Raw genomic sequence first — 17547 nt, 5'->3', positions numbered from 1 at the left:
CTATTATAAAGGAGGATGCTTCTATGACTCCGAAGAATATAAAAAGAGAACATGTTATTAAAGCAATAGAGGAAATTAAGAAAAATGGAATTCCAATAGGTAGACATTCAAAAAAATTTCTTTTAGAATTTAATGGAAAACATTACCCCCCTAAATATGTTATTTCATTGGCTAACAAGTATGCTAATGGTGAAATATTAGACCCTACCAGGTTCAGTGGAGGCAAAGAAACAAATGATTTTCTCAAGAACCTTGGATTCAATATCATAGATGTTTCAGCACAAGGAAAAGTTACTAAATCTTCTAAAATGAAAAAAGAAAGAAAACTGTCGAAGACTCATAAGGGTGAAAGATGTCCTAAATGTAAAGAAACTATTAAAAGACTTCTAGAGAAAATTTATGGAAGAGTTGAGAAAAACTATAAATTTAATATAGGAACTCACATCCAAGATTTTAAAGGAAAACCATATTATAATAAATTAAGAGAAATTCACAAAGTACTTCAAAATCATAGAGGGTTTAAAGAATTTGTAAAGACAGAGACACTCCCAAATTGCGATTTCTTCGTTCCAAACCCAGGTTTTATTGTAGAATTTGATGAATCTCAGCACTTTACATTAGCAAGAAAAATAACTTTAGAGAAGTACCCTGCCGATCTTAAATTGGGGTTTAATAGAGAAAAAATGGATTAGATTATGCAAAAAGATTAATGCTAAAGATAATAATCCAGCTTATAGAGACGAGCAACGTGCATGGTACGACACTTTAAGGGATTTTCTACCAGCAATATTGGGGTTAAAACCTACAGTTAGAATCTTTGCCAAGGATTTTGTGTGGTGTAGCTTAAACTCAGAGAATCCAAAGGATGTGGAAAAATTCAGAAGAATGATACAAAAACAAAATGGTTTTTGGAACATTGAAGTAAGAAAAGATCCAAATCCTTTTTTAGCAAGGATAATTATTGCTGATGATTGGGAAGGAAAACCTGAATATGCAAAAAAGTTACTTGAGGAAATTCATGATAAATGGCCAAAAGGGACAAAAGTAAAATTGCTTATCACATGTGGTGGTTTTATAGTGTTTAATTGGCCAAAGAATATAACCAGAAAAAATGTTGGGGATCCCAAAAATCCGAATGTCAAAGTTGTAAATATTTTAGTTAAAGAAGCTAAAAAATATGCAAAATCTGTTTTAACCCAGAATATGCGCAGAAAGTTAAGTCAGGTAACGGATTATTTGACCCTAGGTATAGATTCATATAAACAGGAAATATCAACTACCCAAAATTACATAAATCAACTCCACATTGAATTTGTTTTTTTGGTTAATTTAAAAAATAATGAATTTTACTGGACAGCTAAATCATATCCTACAACAAATCAAGAAAATAGTCTAGTTAGAATTACTGACCTGAATACACACTTTTTTGATTTAGATGTGGGAAAAACTATGATACTAGGTTGTCATGATTTAACTGTATTTAACCCCAGATCAAAGAATGCAAAAGGCTGGCGTAAGGAAGTCAACGAAGAATTTAAAAAATTAGCACAAAAAGAAAAACCAGAAATTGTATTGCAACATCCACATACAACAGTAAAAATCAAAACGTGGCTAAATGCATGGAACTATTTAAAGAAAACACTTTCCTCAGTAAAGATATATGCGAGTGCTGGAAGATATTATGAACCAGATCGGAAAGAATATGACAACCTGGATGATGTGCTTAAATATACAAAATACGGGAATACTATAGACTTCATAATAACTTAAAGGATGAAACATTAAAAACTTTTAAACTTTAATAAATCTTGGGATTCCGTTTTTTACTTTAACTTCAGCTTTTCCTTCGTCAACAAATCTAAATAGGTATGAAAGGATGGATGATGTTATAAGGAAAGAGACGACGATATTATCTACAGGTAAAGATAAAGATTCTATAATCTCCTCGATACTTCTTTCCTTATGGATTACATCCAACAATCTCTCTCCAAGTTCTTTAACAACTTTTATATTCTCATCCATGACCTTTAACCCTTCCTCTCTTGTATAGAGTTCTCCATGGGATGGAAGTATGTAATCAAAGGGGAGGCTCTTTAATCTTTCAATACTCTCAACAAACCTATATGGATTGTGAAAGTACGGAACTATGTATTTTTTAAGAATTTTGGTTGAAAAGAATGTATCAGCAGAAAAGATAACCCCATCAACCTCAACTCCTATCATATCAATTGAGTGACCTGGTAAAGAAAGAATTCTAAAATTTTTACCTTCTATCTCAAATTCACCTTCTTTAAGAACTTTATCCACTCTCACCTCTTTTGACTTAATCCACTTTGTTAAAAATGGTTTAAATGGCTCTCCTCCCAGAGAAAGGTAGATGGGCTCAAGTATTGGATTCTCAATAAAGATTTTCTCTTTGACACTTGTATAGACAGTGAGATTGAGTTTCTCCTTAAGATACTTTGCACCACCAGTGTGATCAGCGTGGTGATGGGTGAGAATAAGGTCTGTTGGTTTAATACCATTTGATTCAAGAATCTTGATAATTTTCTTTGCTTTGTCCTTATCTATAGGTGCATCAATAAGCGCAAACCCTTCTTTAAGTTGAAAGACTCCGATGTTTGTAGCATCAGCAATATAAAAAATTCCTTCTTTAATCTTCCTTAGCTCCACGTATTAAATTATAGCACTTTATGTTAAAATTATTTATGAGTCTAAAAAATCACTAATAAGGAGGTGATAAAAATGGCAGAAAGTATATGGGATAAGATTAAAAAGGGACTCCAAGTTGGTGCTGAAAGGACAAAGGACTTTGCTCAAATTGCAAATCTTAAGAAAGATATTCTTTTCCTTGAAACAAAGAAAGGTGGAAAGTTTAAAGAGCTTGGAGAAAAGATATATGCTTTGTTCAAAGAGGGCAAAAAGGGAGACGAGATTCTTGACTTTGTAAGTTCAGTGCTTGAAGAAATTAAGAAAATAGAAGAAGAGATAAAGGCAAAGAATGAAGAGATAGAAAGGATAAGAAAAGAGGCAGAGATAAAGGAAGAGGAAGTTAAAAAAGTGGAGGAAGAGATTAAAAAGGTAGAGGAGAAGAAGGAAGAGTAAATGGAAGAAGTAGTTGAAAAATTTGTTGAACTTGCGAAGATCCCTTCACCATCAGGCAGGGAGGAGAGGGTAAGAGAAAAAATTCTTGAACTTTACTCTGAACTTGGAAAATGGGAAATTGATAAAATTGGGAACATGTATCTTTCCATAGGGGAGGGCGAAAAAGCCCTCTTTTTAAATGCACACATTGATACTGTGCCTGTGGAGAAGGATGAGATAAAGGTAATTATTGAGGACGGAGTAATAAAAACAGATGGAACTACAATTCTTGGAGCAGATGATAAATCTGGTGTAGTTGCCATACTCGAAGCTGTAAAAAGAAAAAAAGGTTCTTTTACTGGAAGGATAGATATTGTCCTAACAGCGGGAGAGGAAGTAGGATTAAATGGTGCAAAAAGTATAGAAATTGAAAGGATAAAGGCAAAAGAAGGGTATGTTCTTGACTCCCACGGAAGACCTGGCTATGTTATATCTTCATCTCCATTTCACAACACCTTGAAGTTTTTTGTATATGGAAGGTCAGCTCATGCAGGAGTTGAGCCAGAAAAGGGAATAAATGCAATTCAACTTGCCTCTAAAGCTATAAGTAAATTGAATTTAGGGAAAATTGACTTTGAAACTACTGCAAATATAGGCTTTATAAAAGGAGGATCTGCAACAAATGTAATACCTGATTACACTGAGATATGGGGTGAGGCAAGAAGTAGAGAAGAAGAGAAACTTATAAAGATAACAGATGAAATGATAGACACATTCATTAAAGAGGTAGAGTCTGGTGAAGGAAGGATAGAGTATAAACTAAACAGAGAATACAATGGGTATAAATTAGACGAGAATGATAGATTAATAGAAATTATAAAGAGGGTATCAAAGAAACTTTCACTTGAATTTACACTTGAGCCATCCATGGGAGGATCTGATGCCAACATATTCTACACAAAGGGAATAAAGTGTGCTGTTCTTGGAACAGGTATGACAAATGTTCACACTCCAAATGAAACAATTCTTGTAGAGGATCTTATAAATTCAGAAAAGATGGTAGAGGAGATTATAGTAGAGTACTTTAAAGAGTAAAAAATGGAAAGGAAAATTTCAGAAAAGGTTGTCTTTAATGGAAGACTCCTTAAGGTTGTTTTAAGAAAAGTGGTTGTAAACGAAGAAAGAGAGAGTGAGAGAGAGTTGGTGTTTCACCCAGGTGCCGTAGGTATAATACCTGTTAAAGGTGAAAGTGTTATTCTTGTGAAGCAGTTTAGGTCTCCCATTGAAGAGGAGCTTATTGAAATACCTGCAGGTAAGTTAAAGAAAGGGGAAGATCCAGAGGAGTGTGCAAGAAGGGAGCTTTTGGAAGAAACAGGTTTTGAGGGAAATCTCAAAAAGATTGGTTCTTTTATTTCTTCTCCTGGTTTTACAAATGAGGTAATACATATATTTCTTGCAAGAGATATAAAATTTAAGACAAGGGAATTTATGCACCCTGGTGAGATAGATAAAGTTATTGAAGTTCCGCTGAAAGAAGCCTTTGAGATGCTTGAAAGAGGAGAAATAAAGGATCTTAAAACAGCTTTTGCACTCTCCTATCTTAAGGCAAACTATGGATCCCTTTGAAAATTTCTTTTACTTTCTTGAGGTAGAGAGAGAATACTCAAAAAACACAATATCTGCATATAAGAATGATTTAAGAAGTTTCAAAGAGTTTCTTAATGGCAGGGATCCTCTTGAGGTAACAAAGAGGGACATCTTTGAATTTTTAATGAAACTCTCAAAAAGGAGACTTAAACCCACAACCCTTAGAAGGAAAATCTCCAGTGTAAGGTCATTCTATGCCTTTCTATTGAGAGAAGGGAAGATTGAAAAAGATCCCACAGTTGACATCTCCCTTCCAAAAAAAGATAAAAGACTTCCTGAAGTTTTATCTTTAGAGGAGATAGAAAAAATACTTAATGCAATACCAGAAAACTCTTTTAGAGGAAAACGGGACAGAGCAATAGTGGAGTTACTGTACAGCTGTGGGTTAAGGGTATCTGAGCTTACAGGCCTTAAGGTTAAAGACATTGATATGAAAAATGGATTTTTAAAGTGTTTTGGTAAGGGTAGTAAAGAAAGAATAGTTCCTTTTGGAGAAAGGGCAAAGGATGTTTTAAAGAAATATCTTAAAGAGAGAGAAAAAAAGGGTATTACATCAGAATATCTCTTTGTCAGTAGAAAAGGCGAAAGGATACTCAGACAATTTATCAACGCAATTCTTAACAAATATGCAAAGAAAGCAAGAATAAGGAAAAAGGTTCATCCACACATGTTAAGGCACTCCTTTGCAACACATCTACTTGAGAGAGGAGCAGATTTAAGAAGTGTTCAGGAACTTTTGGGTCATGTTGACATATCAACAACACAAATTTATACTCATCTTACAAAGGAGAGGTTGAGAGAAGTTTATCTCTCCTCTCATCCTTTATGGAGGAAGGAAAATGGAAATAAAAAGAGTCATAGTAATAATTCTTGATGGAGTGGGAGCAGGAAATGCTCCTGATGCAGAGAAGTATGGAGATAAGGGAGCAAATACTCTACTTCATGTTGTTGAGGAATCTGGTTTTAAATTTCCCAATCTTGAGAGACTTGGGCTTATGAATATTCTCTACAAGAAAGATGAAAAAACACTGGGTTCCTATGGAATTTTAGAAGAAGTATCACCTGGTAAAGATTCAACTACAGGTCATTGGGAGCTAATGGGGGTACCACTTGAAAAACCTTTCCCTGTTTATCCAGATGGTTTCCCAGAGGAGATAATAAAGGAATTTGAGAAGAGAATTGGTAGAAAGGTGCTATGGAACAAACCTGCCTCTGGGACGGAAATAATAAAGAAACTCGGGGGAGAGCATATAAAGACAGGTTATCCAATAGTTTATACCTCTGCTGATTCTGTGTTTCAGATTGCAGCACACAAGGATGTTATCCCTGTGGAAGAACTTTACAAAATGTGTGAAATTGCAAGAGAGATATTAAAGGGTGAACATGCTGTAGCAAGAGTAATTGCAAGACCATTTACAGGAAAACCAGGACACTTCTGGAGAACACCGGAGAGAAAAGATTTCTCCCTTCCGCCACCAAAGGATACACTTCTTGATTTAATGATAAAGAAGGGGCTTAAGGTCTTTGGTATAGGGAAGGTTTATGATCTTTTTGCTCACAGAGGTTTTTCTGAAACGGTGCATGTTGATAATAACACTGAAAACATGGCAGAGCTTCTCAAAGTAACAATTGAAAGGAAGGATGTCCAACTTATATTTACAAACCTTGTTGATTTTGATATGAGGTATGGACACAGAAGAAATCTATGGGGTTTCTCAAGTGCACTTCTTGAGTTTGATGGATTCCTTGGGAATTACCTTCCTTATTTAACAGATAATGATTTAATGTTCATTACAGCAGATCATGGAAATGACCCAACATTTAAAAAACACACAGATCACACAAGAGAGAGGGTTCCTGTGTTTATCTATGGTAAAGGAGTGAAGGAGAATAACTTTATTGGGATAAGAAAATTCTCTGATCTTGGAGCAACCATAGGTGATATATTTGGGATAAAAACATATGCTGGAAAAAGTTTCTTAAGTGACATTGTGGTATAATATATATAGAATCTGGGGGCGAAAGGACTTCGACACGGAACGGAGGTTTAAATCTGCAGGCGAGGTTTGAGGGAACCTCTTAAAACCCTCAAGAAGAAAAAATGCCAACACAAACTATGCATACGCAGTAGCTTAAGGTCTACTGCCGGTTAGGTGAGTTGGCTTGTCTCCTTGCCCTCATCTAACCGACGCCGAAAGGAGACCTGCCTTCACCTGCTCCTCAGGGGTGAAGGTTGAATCTACTGAGGATACGCTCTCCTTCCTCTGCCTGTGGAGGAAGAAGAGAAGAGAAAGAATCACAGGCTAAGCCTGTAGAAGATTTAAACTGAACTTCCGTGGACGCGGGTTCGATTCCCGCCGCCTCCACCAAATCTAATGGATATAAACAAATTTATAATTGATTTAGAGGTATCATCTCTATTTCATGACATTGGAAAACTATCCCATGAATTTATATTAAGCAAGGATCCCGATTCTCCAATAAAAGATTCTCACGCTGTCTTAATACTTAATGATCCTTTTCCTCCAAATCTAAGGAAATTTCTTTTTACCCCCCTAAAAGAAAGATTTGACGAAATTGATTTAATTTCAGATGGTATTGCTCCAATACATTTTATCTGCGCCCATCATGGATGTGAAAGATGTAAACATAAGGAGAAATGCAGAACATTTGATAAAAATCCTTTAATTAAACTACTTCAAATAGCTGATAGGTTTGATTCATCCAATCCTCCGAATTCAGGTAAACAGGAATTTAATAAAACCTTCCTTTCTAACTTCTTTTTAAAGGAAAGAAGGGTGGATTATGTTAGACTATCTTACTTAAGAGTAAGACTTGAGAAATTTGTTGACTTATTCTTTAAAGAGTTTAGAAGAGATAAGATAATATGGGCTTTAAAACTTTTCCTTAAGGAAGGAATATCAGATACAAGAAGGGGAGCAAATGACATAGACCTCTTTTCCCACTCCTATGCAGTAAGCTCAATATTTAAGGCATTACTCTTTGACCATCTTTACTTTGGTTATCCCTTTCCTGAAACTATATTTGATGTAAATTTGAGGTTTCTAAAAACAAAGAAGAAAGAAAAGAGAAGGATTGAAGAAGAGATTGCCTTTGGGAATGAAATTTTTTCCATAGAAGATACAAGCTTCTTTCTAATTGGACAGGGAATTGATAATCTCTTTCTTAAATTACACAGTATAGAGGGAGAAATAGTAGATGAAGTTTTTGTAGAAAAAACAGAAAAAATTTATCCACATCCCTTAAAGCCAGATGAAATCCTATCCACACTCCTTGTAAAGACCCCACAGGATATAGGGATGACCTTTGAAGAGATGGTAAATGGGGTTAAGGAGATAATTGATTTTGGAAGATTTAAAGAACTTGAAAGATTAAAAATCAGAGAGAGGGGACTTAAAAAGCACATTAAAAATTTAAGGAAGGGAAACAAAAGTAGAGAAATACAGATAAAATTAAAAATACTCAGAAAGGTCCGTAGTAGAATTAATTACCTCAAGAGGGTGGTCAAAGGCAGAGCAAACATTAAAAAAATAGAGAAATTTCTCTCTCTTACCTTGGCACCTATAAGACCTCCATCCATAAATAGATTCTCTGAATTTTTGCTATCACTTATGAATAGAAAGAAGATGAATGTAAGAGAAATAACGCTTAAAATATTTTTAAACAAACCTGTTATAATTTCAAGAATAGTTAAATATGGTTCTGATATAAAAATGGTAAACTCCTTGGAAGAGATTCCCAAGTTCTATGGGAAAATAAGATTCGGTAGAAGATACGTTAGCGGAAGATATTTTACTGTTAGAAAGATAAGATTAGAGAAAGGAAGGGTGAAAATAAGATTTGACAATTTTGATATAGAGATCCCTCTCTCTTATAATGAAAATGAAATTGATAAATTAAATCTCTACTTTTTCCTTTTAGGAAAAAGGAAGGGAGATTTATCCTTCTATCTTGGAAAGGGAAGGAGTTTAGTGCATATAACAGAGATTAAGGAAGGTGATAGAATAAAGGTTATAAAACCTTAAGGAGGTATTATTCTTCCCTAAATATAAGGGTAAGAATCATCGGTCTTCTCCTCGTCTTTTTGTAGAATAGAGAGGAGAGTGCTCCATTTATGTCCCTTTCAAGTATATCCTTTGAATAGTTGTGATTTTCGTAGAAAATAGTTAAAATTCTATCCTTGGCACTTTGAAGAATTGGCTTAAGCTCATCTTCTGCAAAGAAACCCCTTGAGGCAAACTTAATATCCTTGAGTCTTCCCTTCTTAACTATGAGAGCAACAGCAACAATCCCTTCCTTTGCAAGAAATCTCCTATCCTTTAGAACTTCACTTTCCTCTCTCTCAAAACCAAGACCATCTATGAACAACTCTCCAGAAATTTCCCTTTTCCCTCTTCTCACTCTATCATCATACACAATTAGAGAATCACCATTTTCAAGAATAAATACATTTTTATCCTCCACTCCAACATCAAGAGCAATCTTTTTATGTGCATAGAGATGCCTTGTTTCTCCATGAACTGGAACAAAGAACTTTGGTTTTGTCAGCTGAAGCATTATCTTCAATTCGTCTCCCGAAACATGGGCTGATACATGGATTCCCTCTTCCTCTCTGTAAATGACATCAGCACCGAGAGAAAAGAGATTATTAACTGTCCTGTTGACAAATTCTTCGTTACCCGGTATGGGATGGGCAGAAATAATAACTGTATCTCCAGGAAGAATTCTTAACCTCTGATGTGTGGAAGATGAAAGTCTTGTAAGACCTGAGAGAGGTTCACCCTGACTGCCTGTTGTGAGGATAACAAGATTTTCATCAGGAATAAGGGGAAGCTCATTTATATCAACAGTTAAACCATCGGGAATATTAAGGTATCCCAGTTTTTTTGCAACACTTATAATGTTTACAAAACTCTTGCCATCAACATGGACCTTCTTCTTTAACTTCCATGATATATCAAATATCTGCTGTATTCTATGAATATTTGTTGAGAATGTTGTTATTATAATCCTTCCCTTTATTTTTCTGAAAAGTCTCTCAAGATTTTCACCAACAATCCTTTCTGAACCAGTAAGACCATCCCTTGTAGCATTAGTTGAATCTGAAAGGAGAAGCAGAACTCCTTCCCTCCCAAGCATTCCAATCCTCTGCAAATCTATTGCTCTTCCATCAATGGGAGTTGCATCTATCTTAAAATCACCTGTGTGAAATATAGTACCACAGCCCTTTCTTTTTATAATAAAACCTACTCCATCTGGAATGGAGTGATTAACATACACTGCCTCTAACTGAAAGGTTCCCACATTAAATCTTTCGCCAGGCTTTATCTCATGCTCTTCATATGGTTTGTACCTTCCAGGAATAACTGTTGAGGCAAGTCCTAAAGTGAGTTTTGTTCCAAAGAGAGGCAACTTAATCTTTTCAAACACGAACTTTATTGCCCCTATATGATCAAGATGTGCATGCGTAAGCACAATCCCTTTTAACTTATCTTTAATTGTTTCAATGTATCCCATGTCCGGAATAACCTGTTCAACGCCATACATCTCTGCCTCTGGAAATTTGAAACCTGCATCAAGGATAAATGCAGAATCTCTATCCTCAAAAACTGTCATATTCTTCCCAATTTCTCCAAGACCACCGAGAAATGTAATTTTAACAGGATTTTCTTTACAATAATCTTTTGAATTCGTCATAATTTATATCTCCACAAACACCAAAACTTGCATTATCGAAATTTACCTCCTCTGCCTCCATCATGATTTCATCATGGGTGACAGATTGAAGCCTCTTAATAACCTCATCAAAAATCTCCACATAGCCCCTTCTATAGTAAGAGACAGCATTTCTTTCACTCCTTGATAGAGAACTCTCAAGTTTTAAGAGGGAATTTCCTATTAAATACTCCTTTCCCCTCTCTATCTCATCCTCTTTTACACCTTCTTTAACTATCCTTGTGAGTATCGCTTTTATCTCATGAATTACCTTGCCAACATTCTCCTTTGATGTAGCAAAGTATATAACTCCTGCACCTGTATCCTTGTAGGATAGGGTAAAGGTATATATAGAATAAACAAGCCCTAACTCCTCTCTTATTCTTGAATAAAGCCTTGAAGACATTCCTCCACCAAGTATAACTGTGTACAGAAGAGAGGAGTAATAATTTGGGGATACAACTGAAGGAAATGGAAATCCAATTGATACATGCACCTGTTTCGTGTCCTTCCATTTTACACTTATACCCCTTTTAAATTCAGGAGGTTTAGGAGATGAGTTGAACCTAAAATTTTTACTTCTTTTATTTATCTTCTCTTCAAGAATACCCTTGACCCTAACAAACTCAAGATTTCCATATACAGAAATAACAATCTTCTCTGGATTATAGAAACTCCTGTAAAAGTTTATAAGTTTATCTCTTGTTGCATTCTTTATAACACTATCCTCTCCAATAACTTTAAAAGAGAAAGGGGAGCTACTCCACATTGCTTTTTTAAGCTCAATAATAGATAATTCATCCGGTGAATCCTCAAGAGATAGGATCTCCTGAATAACAACATTCTTCTCCCTTTCAATCTCCACCTCTGGGAATGATGCATTAAAGAGAATGTCAAACAGCACATCACTTGCTTTATCAAAATGTTTATCCCTTGCTCTTATATAGAATCCAGTAAACTCACTTCCAGTAAATGCATTCATATCTCCACCGATACCCTCAATCTCTCTGGGGATATCTAAGCTGCTTCTTCTTTTTGTCCCTTTAAAAACAAGATGCTCTATAAAGTGTGAGTATCCGTTTGTATCCTCTGTTTCAAATATTGAGCCTGATGGAACTAAAACAAAAAGAGAAAAAGAAGGAAAATTTGAATTCTTTTGAAAAATAAACTTAGACCCTGAAATAAGGGTCTCTTCTATTATTTTCTCCATTTACCTCTTCTATTATGGGTGTTTCTCTCTTTCTCAGGAAAGAGTCCTTTCTGAGTAAGGGTTATTCTTCCAAGTTCATCTACTCTCTGAACCTTTACCACAATCTCTTCGCCCACTTTTGGCCAGAGTTTAGGATTCTTTGCAGTGGAAGCTGGCATCTGGGATACATGTAAAAGTCCATCTTTACTTGGGGTTAACTCCACTATAAGACCAAAATCTCTAACAGAGAGTACTTTTCCAAGATAAACTCTTCCTACCTCTACATCTTTTGTTAATTCTTCAACCATCTTCTTGGCTTTATTACCAGATTCCATATCAGGTGCTGTTATGTATAGCGTTCCAGTAGGTTCAATATCTATTTTAACTCCTGTTTCCTCTATAATTTTCTTTATAAATTTTCCTTGAGGACCAATCACATCCTTTATTTTCTCAGGTGTAATATCCATAACTATAACCCTTGGAGCATGGGGTGATACAGAATCTCTTGGTTTATCAATCACCTTCAGCATCTCTTTTAAGATATACATCCTTGCCTCTCTTGCCTGTGATAGTGCCACTCTTAGAATATCTGTATCTATACCCTTTATCTTCATATCCATCTGAAGAGCAGTCACTCCCTTCTCAGTTCCTGCAACTTTAAAATCCATATCTCCAAGAGCATCCTCCATTCCCTGAATATCTGTAAGAACTACAAAACCATCCTTTTCCTTTATAAGCCCCATAGCTATACCTGAGACAGGTCTCTTTATAGGAACACCTGCATCCATAAGAGAGAGTGTGGAACCGCATACAGAAGCCATGGATGTTGAACCATTTGATTCAAGAACTTCAGAGACCACCCTTATCGTGTATGGGAACTCATCTTCAGGAGGAATCACAGGAAGTAGTGCCCTCTCAGCAAGTGCACCATGACCAATCTCTCTTCTTGAAGGAGCTCTCAAAGGTTTAACTTCGCCTACAGAAAATGGAGGAAAGTTATAGTAGTGCATATATCTTTTGGTAAATTCTTCCTCCAGACCTTCAATCAACTGACCTTCACCAACTCCTCCAAGGGTAGTAACAGAGAGAACTTGAGTTTGACCTCTTGTAAACAATCCAGAACCATGAGCATAAGGGAGAAAACCAACCTTTATATAAAGAGGTCTTACATCCTTTGGTCCTCTTCCGTCCACTCTTATCTTTCTCTCAAAAACTCTTCTTCTAACATAGTTTTTGAGTACTTTCTTGAATATATATTTTAGTTTTTTCTCCAGTTCCTTATCCTCTTCGCCTTCAGGAATAAATTTCCCTACAAACTCTTCCTTTAATTCATCAAGGAGTGCCTCTCTCTCCTTTTTATCCTTGGCTTTCAAGAGAATTTCCTCAATCTTTGGTTCCAGATCTTTCTTTGCTTCTTCAAGCATAGATTCTTCTATTTCAAGAGGAGTAACTTCAATTTTTTCCTTTCCATAGACAGATGCAAATTCTTTTATCTTTCTTGCAATCTTTTTAATCTCCTCATGGGCAAATTCAAGGGCATCAACTATTACATCCTCTGGAACCTCTTTCGCTCCTGCCTCAACCATAATTATATTCTCTTCTGTTCCAGCAACTACTATGTCCATTTCACCATTTTCTATCTCTTCAAAAGTTGGATTAATTATGAATCTATCTCCTATTTTTCCAACTCTCACTGCACCTATTGGACCTTCAAAGGGAGCATTTGAAAGAGATACAGCAAGGGAGGCTCCGTTTAATCCAAGAATATCAGCAGGATTTTCCTTATCCTGAGACAGGACAGTAACTATCACCTGTACATCGTTGTAGAAGAATTCAGGAAACAGGGGCCTTAAAGGTCTATCAATGAGTCTTGACTTTAATATCTCAGACTCTGTTGGTCTCCCCTCTCTCTTGTAGAAACCTCCAGGAATCTTTCCTGCAGCATAAAGTTTCTCTTCATAATCCACAACAAGGGGAAGAAAATCAATATCCTCTCTGGGCTCCTTGGAAACAGTGGCAACAGCAAGAACAACAGTTCCACCCATTCTAACAAGGGTAGAGCCACCAGCTTGCTTTGCAAGTTCTCCTGTCTCAAAAATTATTTTTTTCCCTGCTACCTCAATTTCTAATGTTTTTTTCTCTATTTCTTGACCCATTTATTTCCTTAAACCTAAACTTTCTATTAAATGAATATACCTATCATAATCCTTCTCTTTTAAGTAATTTAAAAGTTTCCTTCTTCTACCAACCATTTTAAGAAGACCTCTCCTTGATGAATGGTCCTTCTTATGAACTTTCAGGTGTTCTGAAAGTCTCTTAATTTTTTCAGTAAGTATTGCAATCTGTACCTCTGGAGAACCAGTATCTCCTTCATGAATCTGATACTTTGCAATAATTTCCTGTTTTTCTTCTTTTTCCAGCATCTTTACCTCCTAACCTACCCCTTAACCCAGAGTAAATTTTTCTCCAGGTCAGGGATCATTGGCTTTTTATTAGTTTAATCAAATATAAGTTTAGCACAATAAACGAATTAGTTCAAATGGGGAGACTCTTACAATAAAAATTGGCTGGGGAGCAGGGATTCGAACCCCGACTTACGGATCCAGAGTCCGCTGTCCTACCGTTAGACGACTCCCCAACCACTATTTATATTATAGCAAAATTTCTTGACATAATGACAATTTCATTATAAATTTAATTAAAACTTATTTTGAGGTGAATATGAAGGAGATTCCTGTTGCTTTATCTTTTGATGATGTCTTATTAATACCAAACTATTCAGATGTTCTTCCTAAGGAGACAAACACAGAAACAAAGTTAACAAAAAACATAACAATAAGAATACCTATAATCTCTTCTCCAATGGACACCGTCACTGAATCCTCTATGGCTATAGAGATGGCAAAGAATGGAGGTGTGGGAGTAATACATAGAAACATGGATATCAAAGATCAAGTAAGGGAAGTAGAAAAAGTAAAAGAGGTAGAACCTGATTCTAAAAGTTCAAAAGGAAAGGATGGTGGACTTCTTGTTGGAGCAGCAGTTGGTGTAGGGGAAGAATCCTTTGAAAGAGCTAAAAAACTAATTGATGCTCATGTAGATTTCATAGTAATTGACACCTCTCATGGTCATTCAAAAAGAGTTATTGATTTTCTAAAAAGAGTAAAGGATAAGTTCCCAGATACTCCCATCATTTCTGGAAATGTGGTTACAGGAGATGGAGCAACAGCACTTCTTGAAGCTGGAAGCGATGCAATAAAAGTAGGTATTGGTGTTGGTTCCATATGCACAACAAGAATTGTCACAGGAGTCGGGGTTCCCCAATTTACTGCAATTGTTAATGTGTATGAGGTGGCAAAGGAGTATAATGTGCCAGTTATTTCAGATGGAGGAATAAGAAGTTCTGGAGATATAGTAAAAGCAATAGGTGGAGGTGCTGATTCTGTTATGATTGGAAGTCTTCTTGCTGGATGTGATGAAAGTCCCTCCAAGCTAATAGAAAGAGAGGGGAAGAAATACAAATATTATAGAGGTATGGGTTCACTACCTGCCATGAAAAAGGGAAGTGCTGACAGATATGGTGAAGATGGAAGAGCAAAAATGATCCCTGAAGGAGTGGAGTCTTTAACTCCATACAGAGGCAAAGTCAAAGATGTTCTATTTGAACTGGTATCAGGTCTTAGATCGGGTATGGGATATGTGGGAGCAAGAACAATAGAGGAATTAAAGAAAAAGGCAAAATTCTATCGAATAACAAATATGGGTCTTATAGAGAGTAGAGTACACGATGTTAAAGAATTGTAGAGATACTATCCTTATAATAGACTTTGGATCTCAATACACCCATCTTATTAAGAGAAGATTGAGAGAATTAAAAGTTCACTCAATAATTGTCCCACCAGATATATCCATGGAAGAAATTTTGTCCCTCTCTCCCAAAGGAATAATTCTTTCAGGCGGGCCTGAAAGCGTATATGAACTAAACTCACCAAAAATAGACAAGGCTCTCTTTAGCTTAAATATTCCCGTGCTTGGAATATGTTATGGACTCCAGCTTATAGCTTATCTTTTTGGAGGAAAAATAAAGAGAAGTAAAAACAGAGAGTATGGAAGAAACAAGATATTTTTAAAGGAATCAAAGTTATTCAAAGGTATACCAGAGAAGATAACTGTCTGGATGAGTCATGGAGATTCAACTGAATCCCCACCAGATGGATTTCATACAACATCCATCAGTGAAAACAACATAATAGCATCCATTGAGAAAGATAACATATTTGGACTTCAGTTTCATCCAGAAGTAAACCATACAGAGTATGGAGAGAAGATTCTTGATAACTTTCTTAACATCTGTAAATGTAAAAGAGACTGGGTAGAAAAAGATATTATTGAAGAAAAAATAGAAGAGATAAAGAAAACCCTCGGAAATGATAAGGTCATAGTCGGTGTCAGCGGAGGTGTTGATTCCACGGTAGTTGCAATACTTTTAAAGAGAGGAATAGGAAAAAATCTGATTCCAGTTTTTGTTGACACAGGACTATTAAGAAAAAACGAAAAGGAGGAAATAACAAAATTTTTCAAGGAAAAATTAAACATTGATTTAATTTCTGTAGATGCGAAAGAAAGGTTTTTAAACAGATTAAAAGGGGTTGTTGATCCAGAGGAGAAGAGGAAAATTATAGGAGAAGAGTTCATAAGGGTATTTGAGGAAATAGGAAAGAAATATAAAGTTAAATACCTTGCCCAGGGAACATTGTATCCGGATGTAATTGAATCAGGAATATCAAAAGGACCATCAAAAACAATAAAAACACACCACAATGTGGGAGGAATTCCCAAAGATATAAGTTTTAAAATAATTGAACCCCTAAGAGACCTTTTTAAAGATGAGGTTAGAGCTTTAGCAAGAAAACTTGGAGTGCCTAATGAAATACTTATGAGGCATCCCTTCCCTGGCCCAGGACTCTCCATAAGAATCATAGGAGAGATAACAGAGGAAAAGCTTAAAATATTAAGAGAAGCTGATTACATCTTTATCCAGGAGTTAAAAAGGGAAGGCTTTTATCATAAAGTATGGCAAGCATTCTGTGTTCTCTTACCTGTTAAAACTGTTGGAGTTATGGGAGACAGGAGAACTTATGAATACACTGTTGTGTTAAGAGCTGTGGAGAGTAGGGATGGAATGACTGCAGACTCTTCCAACCTTCCTTTCTCTTTCTTAAAGAAAGTTGCATCAAGAATTATAAATGAGGTAGAAGGAGTAAACAGAGTAGTTTATGACCTAAGCTCCAAACCCCCTTCAACCATCGAGTGGGAGTAAATTACTACAATTCAGGGTTCTTTAAGCCATGTTCTTTAATCTCAATAGAGACTTTTTGAAGTATCTTAAGAAAGCAGTTAATCTCCTCTTCAGAATATTCCTTATTTATCAACCATTTTAAATTTACAGCCTCCCCTTTAGGCTTAATCTTTACAAAATATCCAAGCTTAGTTAAACTCTCCACATACATATTCACTATTTCCTCTCCATTATTCACTTTCCTAAGAATTAGTTCATTACCTGTGTATATAGATTGTTTAAATACAGAATTTGGAGAATAACCAAAGAGCAGAGGAACTAAATTACCTTCCAGATCTACATTCAAAGAAAAACCTTTTGAGCCCCATTTAAAAACCAAGGCATTTTCATCAGCAAATTCAAACAATTTTTGAAAAACTTTATATCCGTTTTTATCTAAGGATTTCAAAAATTGTTCTCTATTGATCTTTGGAAGTGATGCAGATTTGGGCATCGATCTCAAAATATCTTCTTTTCCTACAACAACCTCTCTGGTTATAATTCTTTCCCCTGATTTAGTTTCAAAATATTTAAACTCTATACAATATATATC

At 35.6% G+C, this 17547-nt stretch carries 16 protein-coding genes, 1 tRNA gene and 1 other RNA gene; 11 read left to right on the top strand and 7 right to left on the bottom strand.

Annotated elements, in window-relative coordinates; translation table 11 throughout:
• Together J7J33_04340 and J7J33_04335 are read left to right on the top strand one after the other, a co-directional pair.
• Positions 1–692 (top strand): hypothetical protein (locus J7J33_04340; GenBank protein MCD6168518.1); only part of this gene is annotated, 692 nt, incomplete at its 5' end.
• 97 nt (positions 693–789) lie between these two features.
• Entirely contained in the window at positions 790–1770 is a 981-nt protein-coding gene (locus tag J7J33_04335) for a hypothetical protein (protein ID MCD6168517.1), read from the top strand.
• Between the two features lie 21 nt (positions 1771–1791).
• On the opposite strand, the gene J7J33_04330 is transcribed toward J7J33_04335, so the two are convergent.
• Entirely contained in the window at positions 1792–2673 is an 882-nt protein-coding gene (locus tag J7J33_04330) for an MBL fold metallo-hydrolase (protein ID MCD6168516.1), read from the bottom strand.
• A 72-nt stretch (positions 2674–2745) separates the two neighbouring features.
• Between J7J33_04330 and J7J33_04325 the strand changes: the two genes are divergently transcribed.
• The 7 genes from J7J33_04325 (at position 2746) to J7J33_04295 (ending at position 8777) form a co-directional block, all read left to right on the top strand.
• Positions 2746–3105, top strand: a complete 360-nt coding sequence (locus J7J33_04325; GenBank protein MCD6168515.1) for a hypothetical protein — start codon at positions 2746–2748, stop codon at positions 3103–3105.
• Complete coding sequence (locus J7J33_04320) at positions 3106–4179, top strand: M20/M25/M40 family metallo-hydrolase (protein ID MCD6168514.1); 1074 nt, start codon at positions 3106–3108, stop codon at positions 4177–4179. It abuts the gene before it with no gap.
• Between the two features lie 3 nt (positions 4180–4182).
• Positions 4183–4710, top strand: a complete 528-nt coding sequence (locus tag J7J33_04315) for an NUDIX hydrolase (protein ID MCD6168513.1) — start codon at positions 4183–4185, stop codon at positions 4708–4710.
• Positions 4697–5605 (top strand): site-specific tyrosine recombinase XerD, encoded by a 909-nt coding sequence (gene xerD, locus J7J33_04310; protein ID MCD6168512.1) that lies wholly within the window; start codon positions 4697–4699, stop codon positions 5603–5605. The genes J7J33_04315 and xerD overlap by 14 nt, the downstream gene beginning before the upstream one ends.
• Positions 5571–6731: a phosphopentomutase gene (locus J7J33_04305; GenBank protein MCD6168511.1), complete on the top strand. Its 1161-nt coding sequence runs from the start codon at positions 5571–5573 to the stop codon at positions 6729–6731. Before xerD ends, J7J33_04305 begins: the two co-directional genes overlap by 35 nt.
• 14 nt (positions 6732–6745) lie before the next feature.
• Positions 6746–7100, top strand: a transfer-messenger RNA (tmRNA) gene (gene ssrA, locus J7J33_04300).
• 6 nt (positions 7101–7106) lie between these two features.
• A complete protein-coding gene (locus J7J33_04295; GenBank protein ID MCD6168510.1) occupies positions 7107–8777 on the top strand; it encodes a hypothetical protein in 1671 nt (556 codons plus the stop codon).
• A 7-nt stretch (positions 8778–8784) separates the two neighbouring features.
• Here J7J33_04295 and J7J33_04290 read toward each other — a convergent pair whose 3' ends face one another.
• The 5 genes from J7J33_04290 to J7J33_04270 all read right to left on the bottom strand — a co-directional run bounded on the left by J7J33_04290 (position 8785) and on the right by J7J33_04270 (position 14294).
• Positions 8785–10449, bottom strand: coding sequence for a ribonuclease J (locus J7J33_04290; protein MCD6168509.1), 1665 nt, complete (start codon positions 10447–10449; stop codon positions 8785–8787).
• Positions 10424–11677, bottom strand: coding sequence for an insulinase family protein (locus tag J7J33_04285; GenBank protein MCD6168508.1), 1254 nt, complete (start codon positions 11675–11677; stop codon positions 10424–10426). Before J7J33_04285 ends, J7J33_04290 begins: the two co-directional genes overlap by 26 nt.
• Positions 11665–13800: a polyribonucleotide nucleotidyltransferase gene (locus J7J33_04280; GenBank protein MCD6168507.1), complete on the bottom strand. Its 2136-nt coding sequence runs from the start codon at positions 13798–13800 to the stop codon at positions 11665–11667. Before J7J33_04280 ends, J7J33_04285 begins: the two co-directional genes overlap by 13 nt.
• Positions 13801–13812: 12 nt before the next feature.
• Positions 13813–14079, bottom strand: a complete 267-nt coding sequence (gene rpsO, locus J7J33_04275; protein ID MCD6168506.1) for a 30S ribosomal protein S15 — start codon at positions 14077–14079, stop codon at positions 13813–13815.
• 141 nt (positions 14080–14220) lie between these two features.
• Positions 14221–14294 (bottom strand) — tRNA-Gln (locus J7J33_04270).
• Between the two features lie 83 nt (positions 14295–14377).
• On the opposite strand from J7J33_04270, the gene J7J33_04265 reads away from it, so the two are divergent.
• Together J7J33_04265 and guaA are read left to right on the top strand one after the other, a co-directional pair.
• The gene (locus tag J7J33_04265; GenBank protein MCD6168505.1) at positions 14378–15460 is read left to right on the top strand and encodes an IMP dehydrogenase; all 1083 of its coding nucleotides are present in this window, start codon (positions 14378–14380) and stop codon (positions 15458–15460) included.
• Positions 15444–16976, top strand: coding sequence for a glutamine-hydrolyzing GMP synthase (guaA, locus tag J7J33_04260; protein ID MCD6168504.1), 1533 nt, complete (start codon positions 15444–15446; stop codon positions 16974–16976). Before J7J33_04265 ends, guaA begins: the two co-directional genes overlap by 17 nt.
• A gap of 4 nt (positions 16977–16980) precedes the next feature.
• Here guaA and J7J33_04255 read toward each other — a convergent pair.
• On the bottom strand, positions 16981–17547 hold a 567-nt coding region (locus J7J33_04255), incomplete at its 5' end, for a hypothetical protein (protein ID MCD6168503.1).

Source organism: Caldisericia bacterium (genome assembly GCA_021158845.1).
In the GTDB taxonomy this organism is placed as follows: Bacteria; Caldisericota; Caldisericia; order B22-G15; family B22-G15; genus B22-G15.
The sequence above is the reverse complement of the archived record's forward strand: the minus strand, read 5'-3'. Positions and strand labels throughout refer to the sequence as shown.

Coding starts and splice junctions, on each gene's coding strand:
- J7J33_04315 (MCD6168513.1), top strand. CDS start 4,183: ATGGAAAGGAAAATTTCAGAAAAGGTTGTCTTTAATGGAAGACTCCTT.
- rpsO (MCD6168506.1), bottom strand. CDS start 14,079: ATGCTGGAAAAAGAAGAAAAACAGGAAATTATTGCAAAGTATCAGATT.
- J7J33_04290 (MCD6168509.1), bottom strand. CDS start 10,449: ATGACGAATTCAAAAGATTATTGTAAAGAAAATCCTGTTAAAATTACA.
- J7J33_04305 (MCD6168511.1), top strand. CDS start 5,571: ATGGAAATAAAAAGAGTCATAGTAATAATTCTTGATGGAGTGGGAGCA.
- J7J33_04320 (MCD6168514.1), top strand. CDS start 3,106: ATGGAAGAAGTAGTTGAAAAATTTGTTGAACTTGCGAAGATCCCTTCA.
- J7J33_04285 (MCD6168508.1), bottom strand. CDS start 11,677: ATGGAGAAAATAATAGAAGAGACCCTTATTTCAGGGTCTAAGTTTATT.
- guaA (MCD6168504.1), top strand. CDS start 15,444: ATGTTAAAGAATTGTAGAGATACTATCCTTATAATAGACTTTGGATCT.
- xerD (MCD6168512.1), top strand. CDS start 4,697: ATGGATCCCTTTGAAAATTTCTTTTACTTTCTTGAGGTAGAGAGAGAA.
- J7J33_04295 (MCD6168510.1), top strand. CDS start 7,107: ATGGATATAAACAAATTTATAATTGATTTAGAGGTATCATCTCTATTT.
- J7J33_04325 (MCD6168515.1), top strand. CDS start 2,746: ATGGCAGAAAGTATATGGGATAAGATTAAAAAGGGACTCCAAGTTGGT.
- J7J33_04265 (MCD6168505.1), top strand. CDS start 14,378: ATGAAGGAGATTCCTGTTGCTTTATCTTTTGATGATGTCTTATTAATA.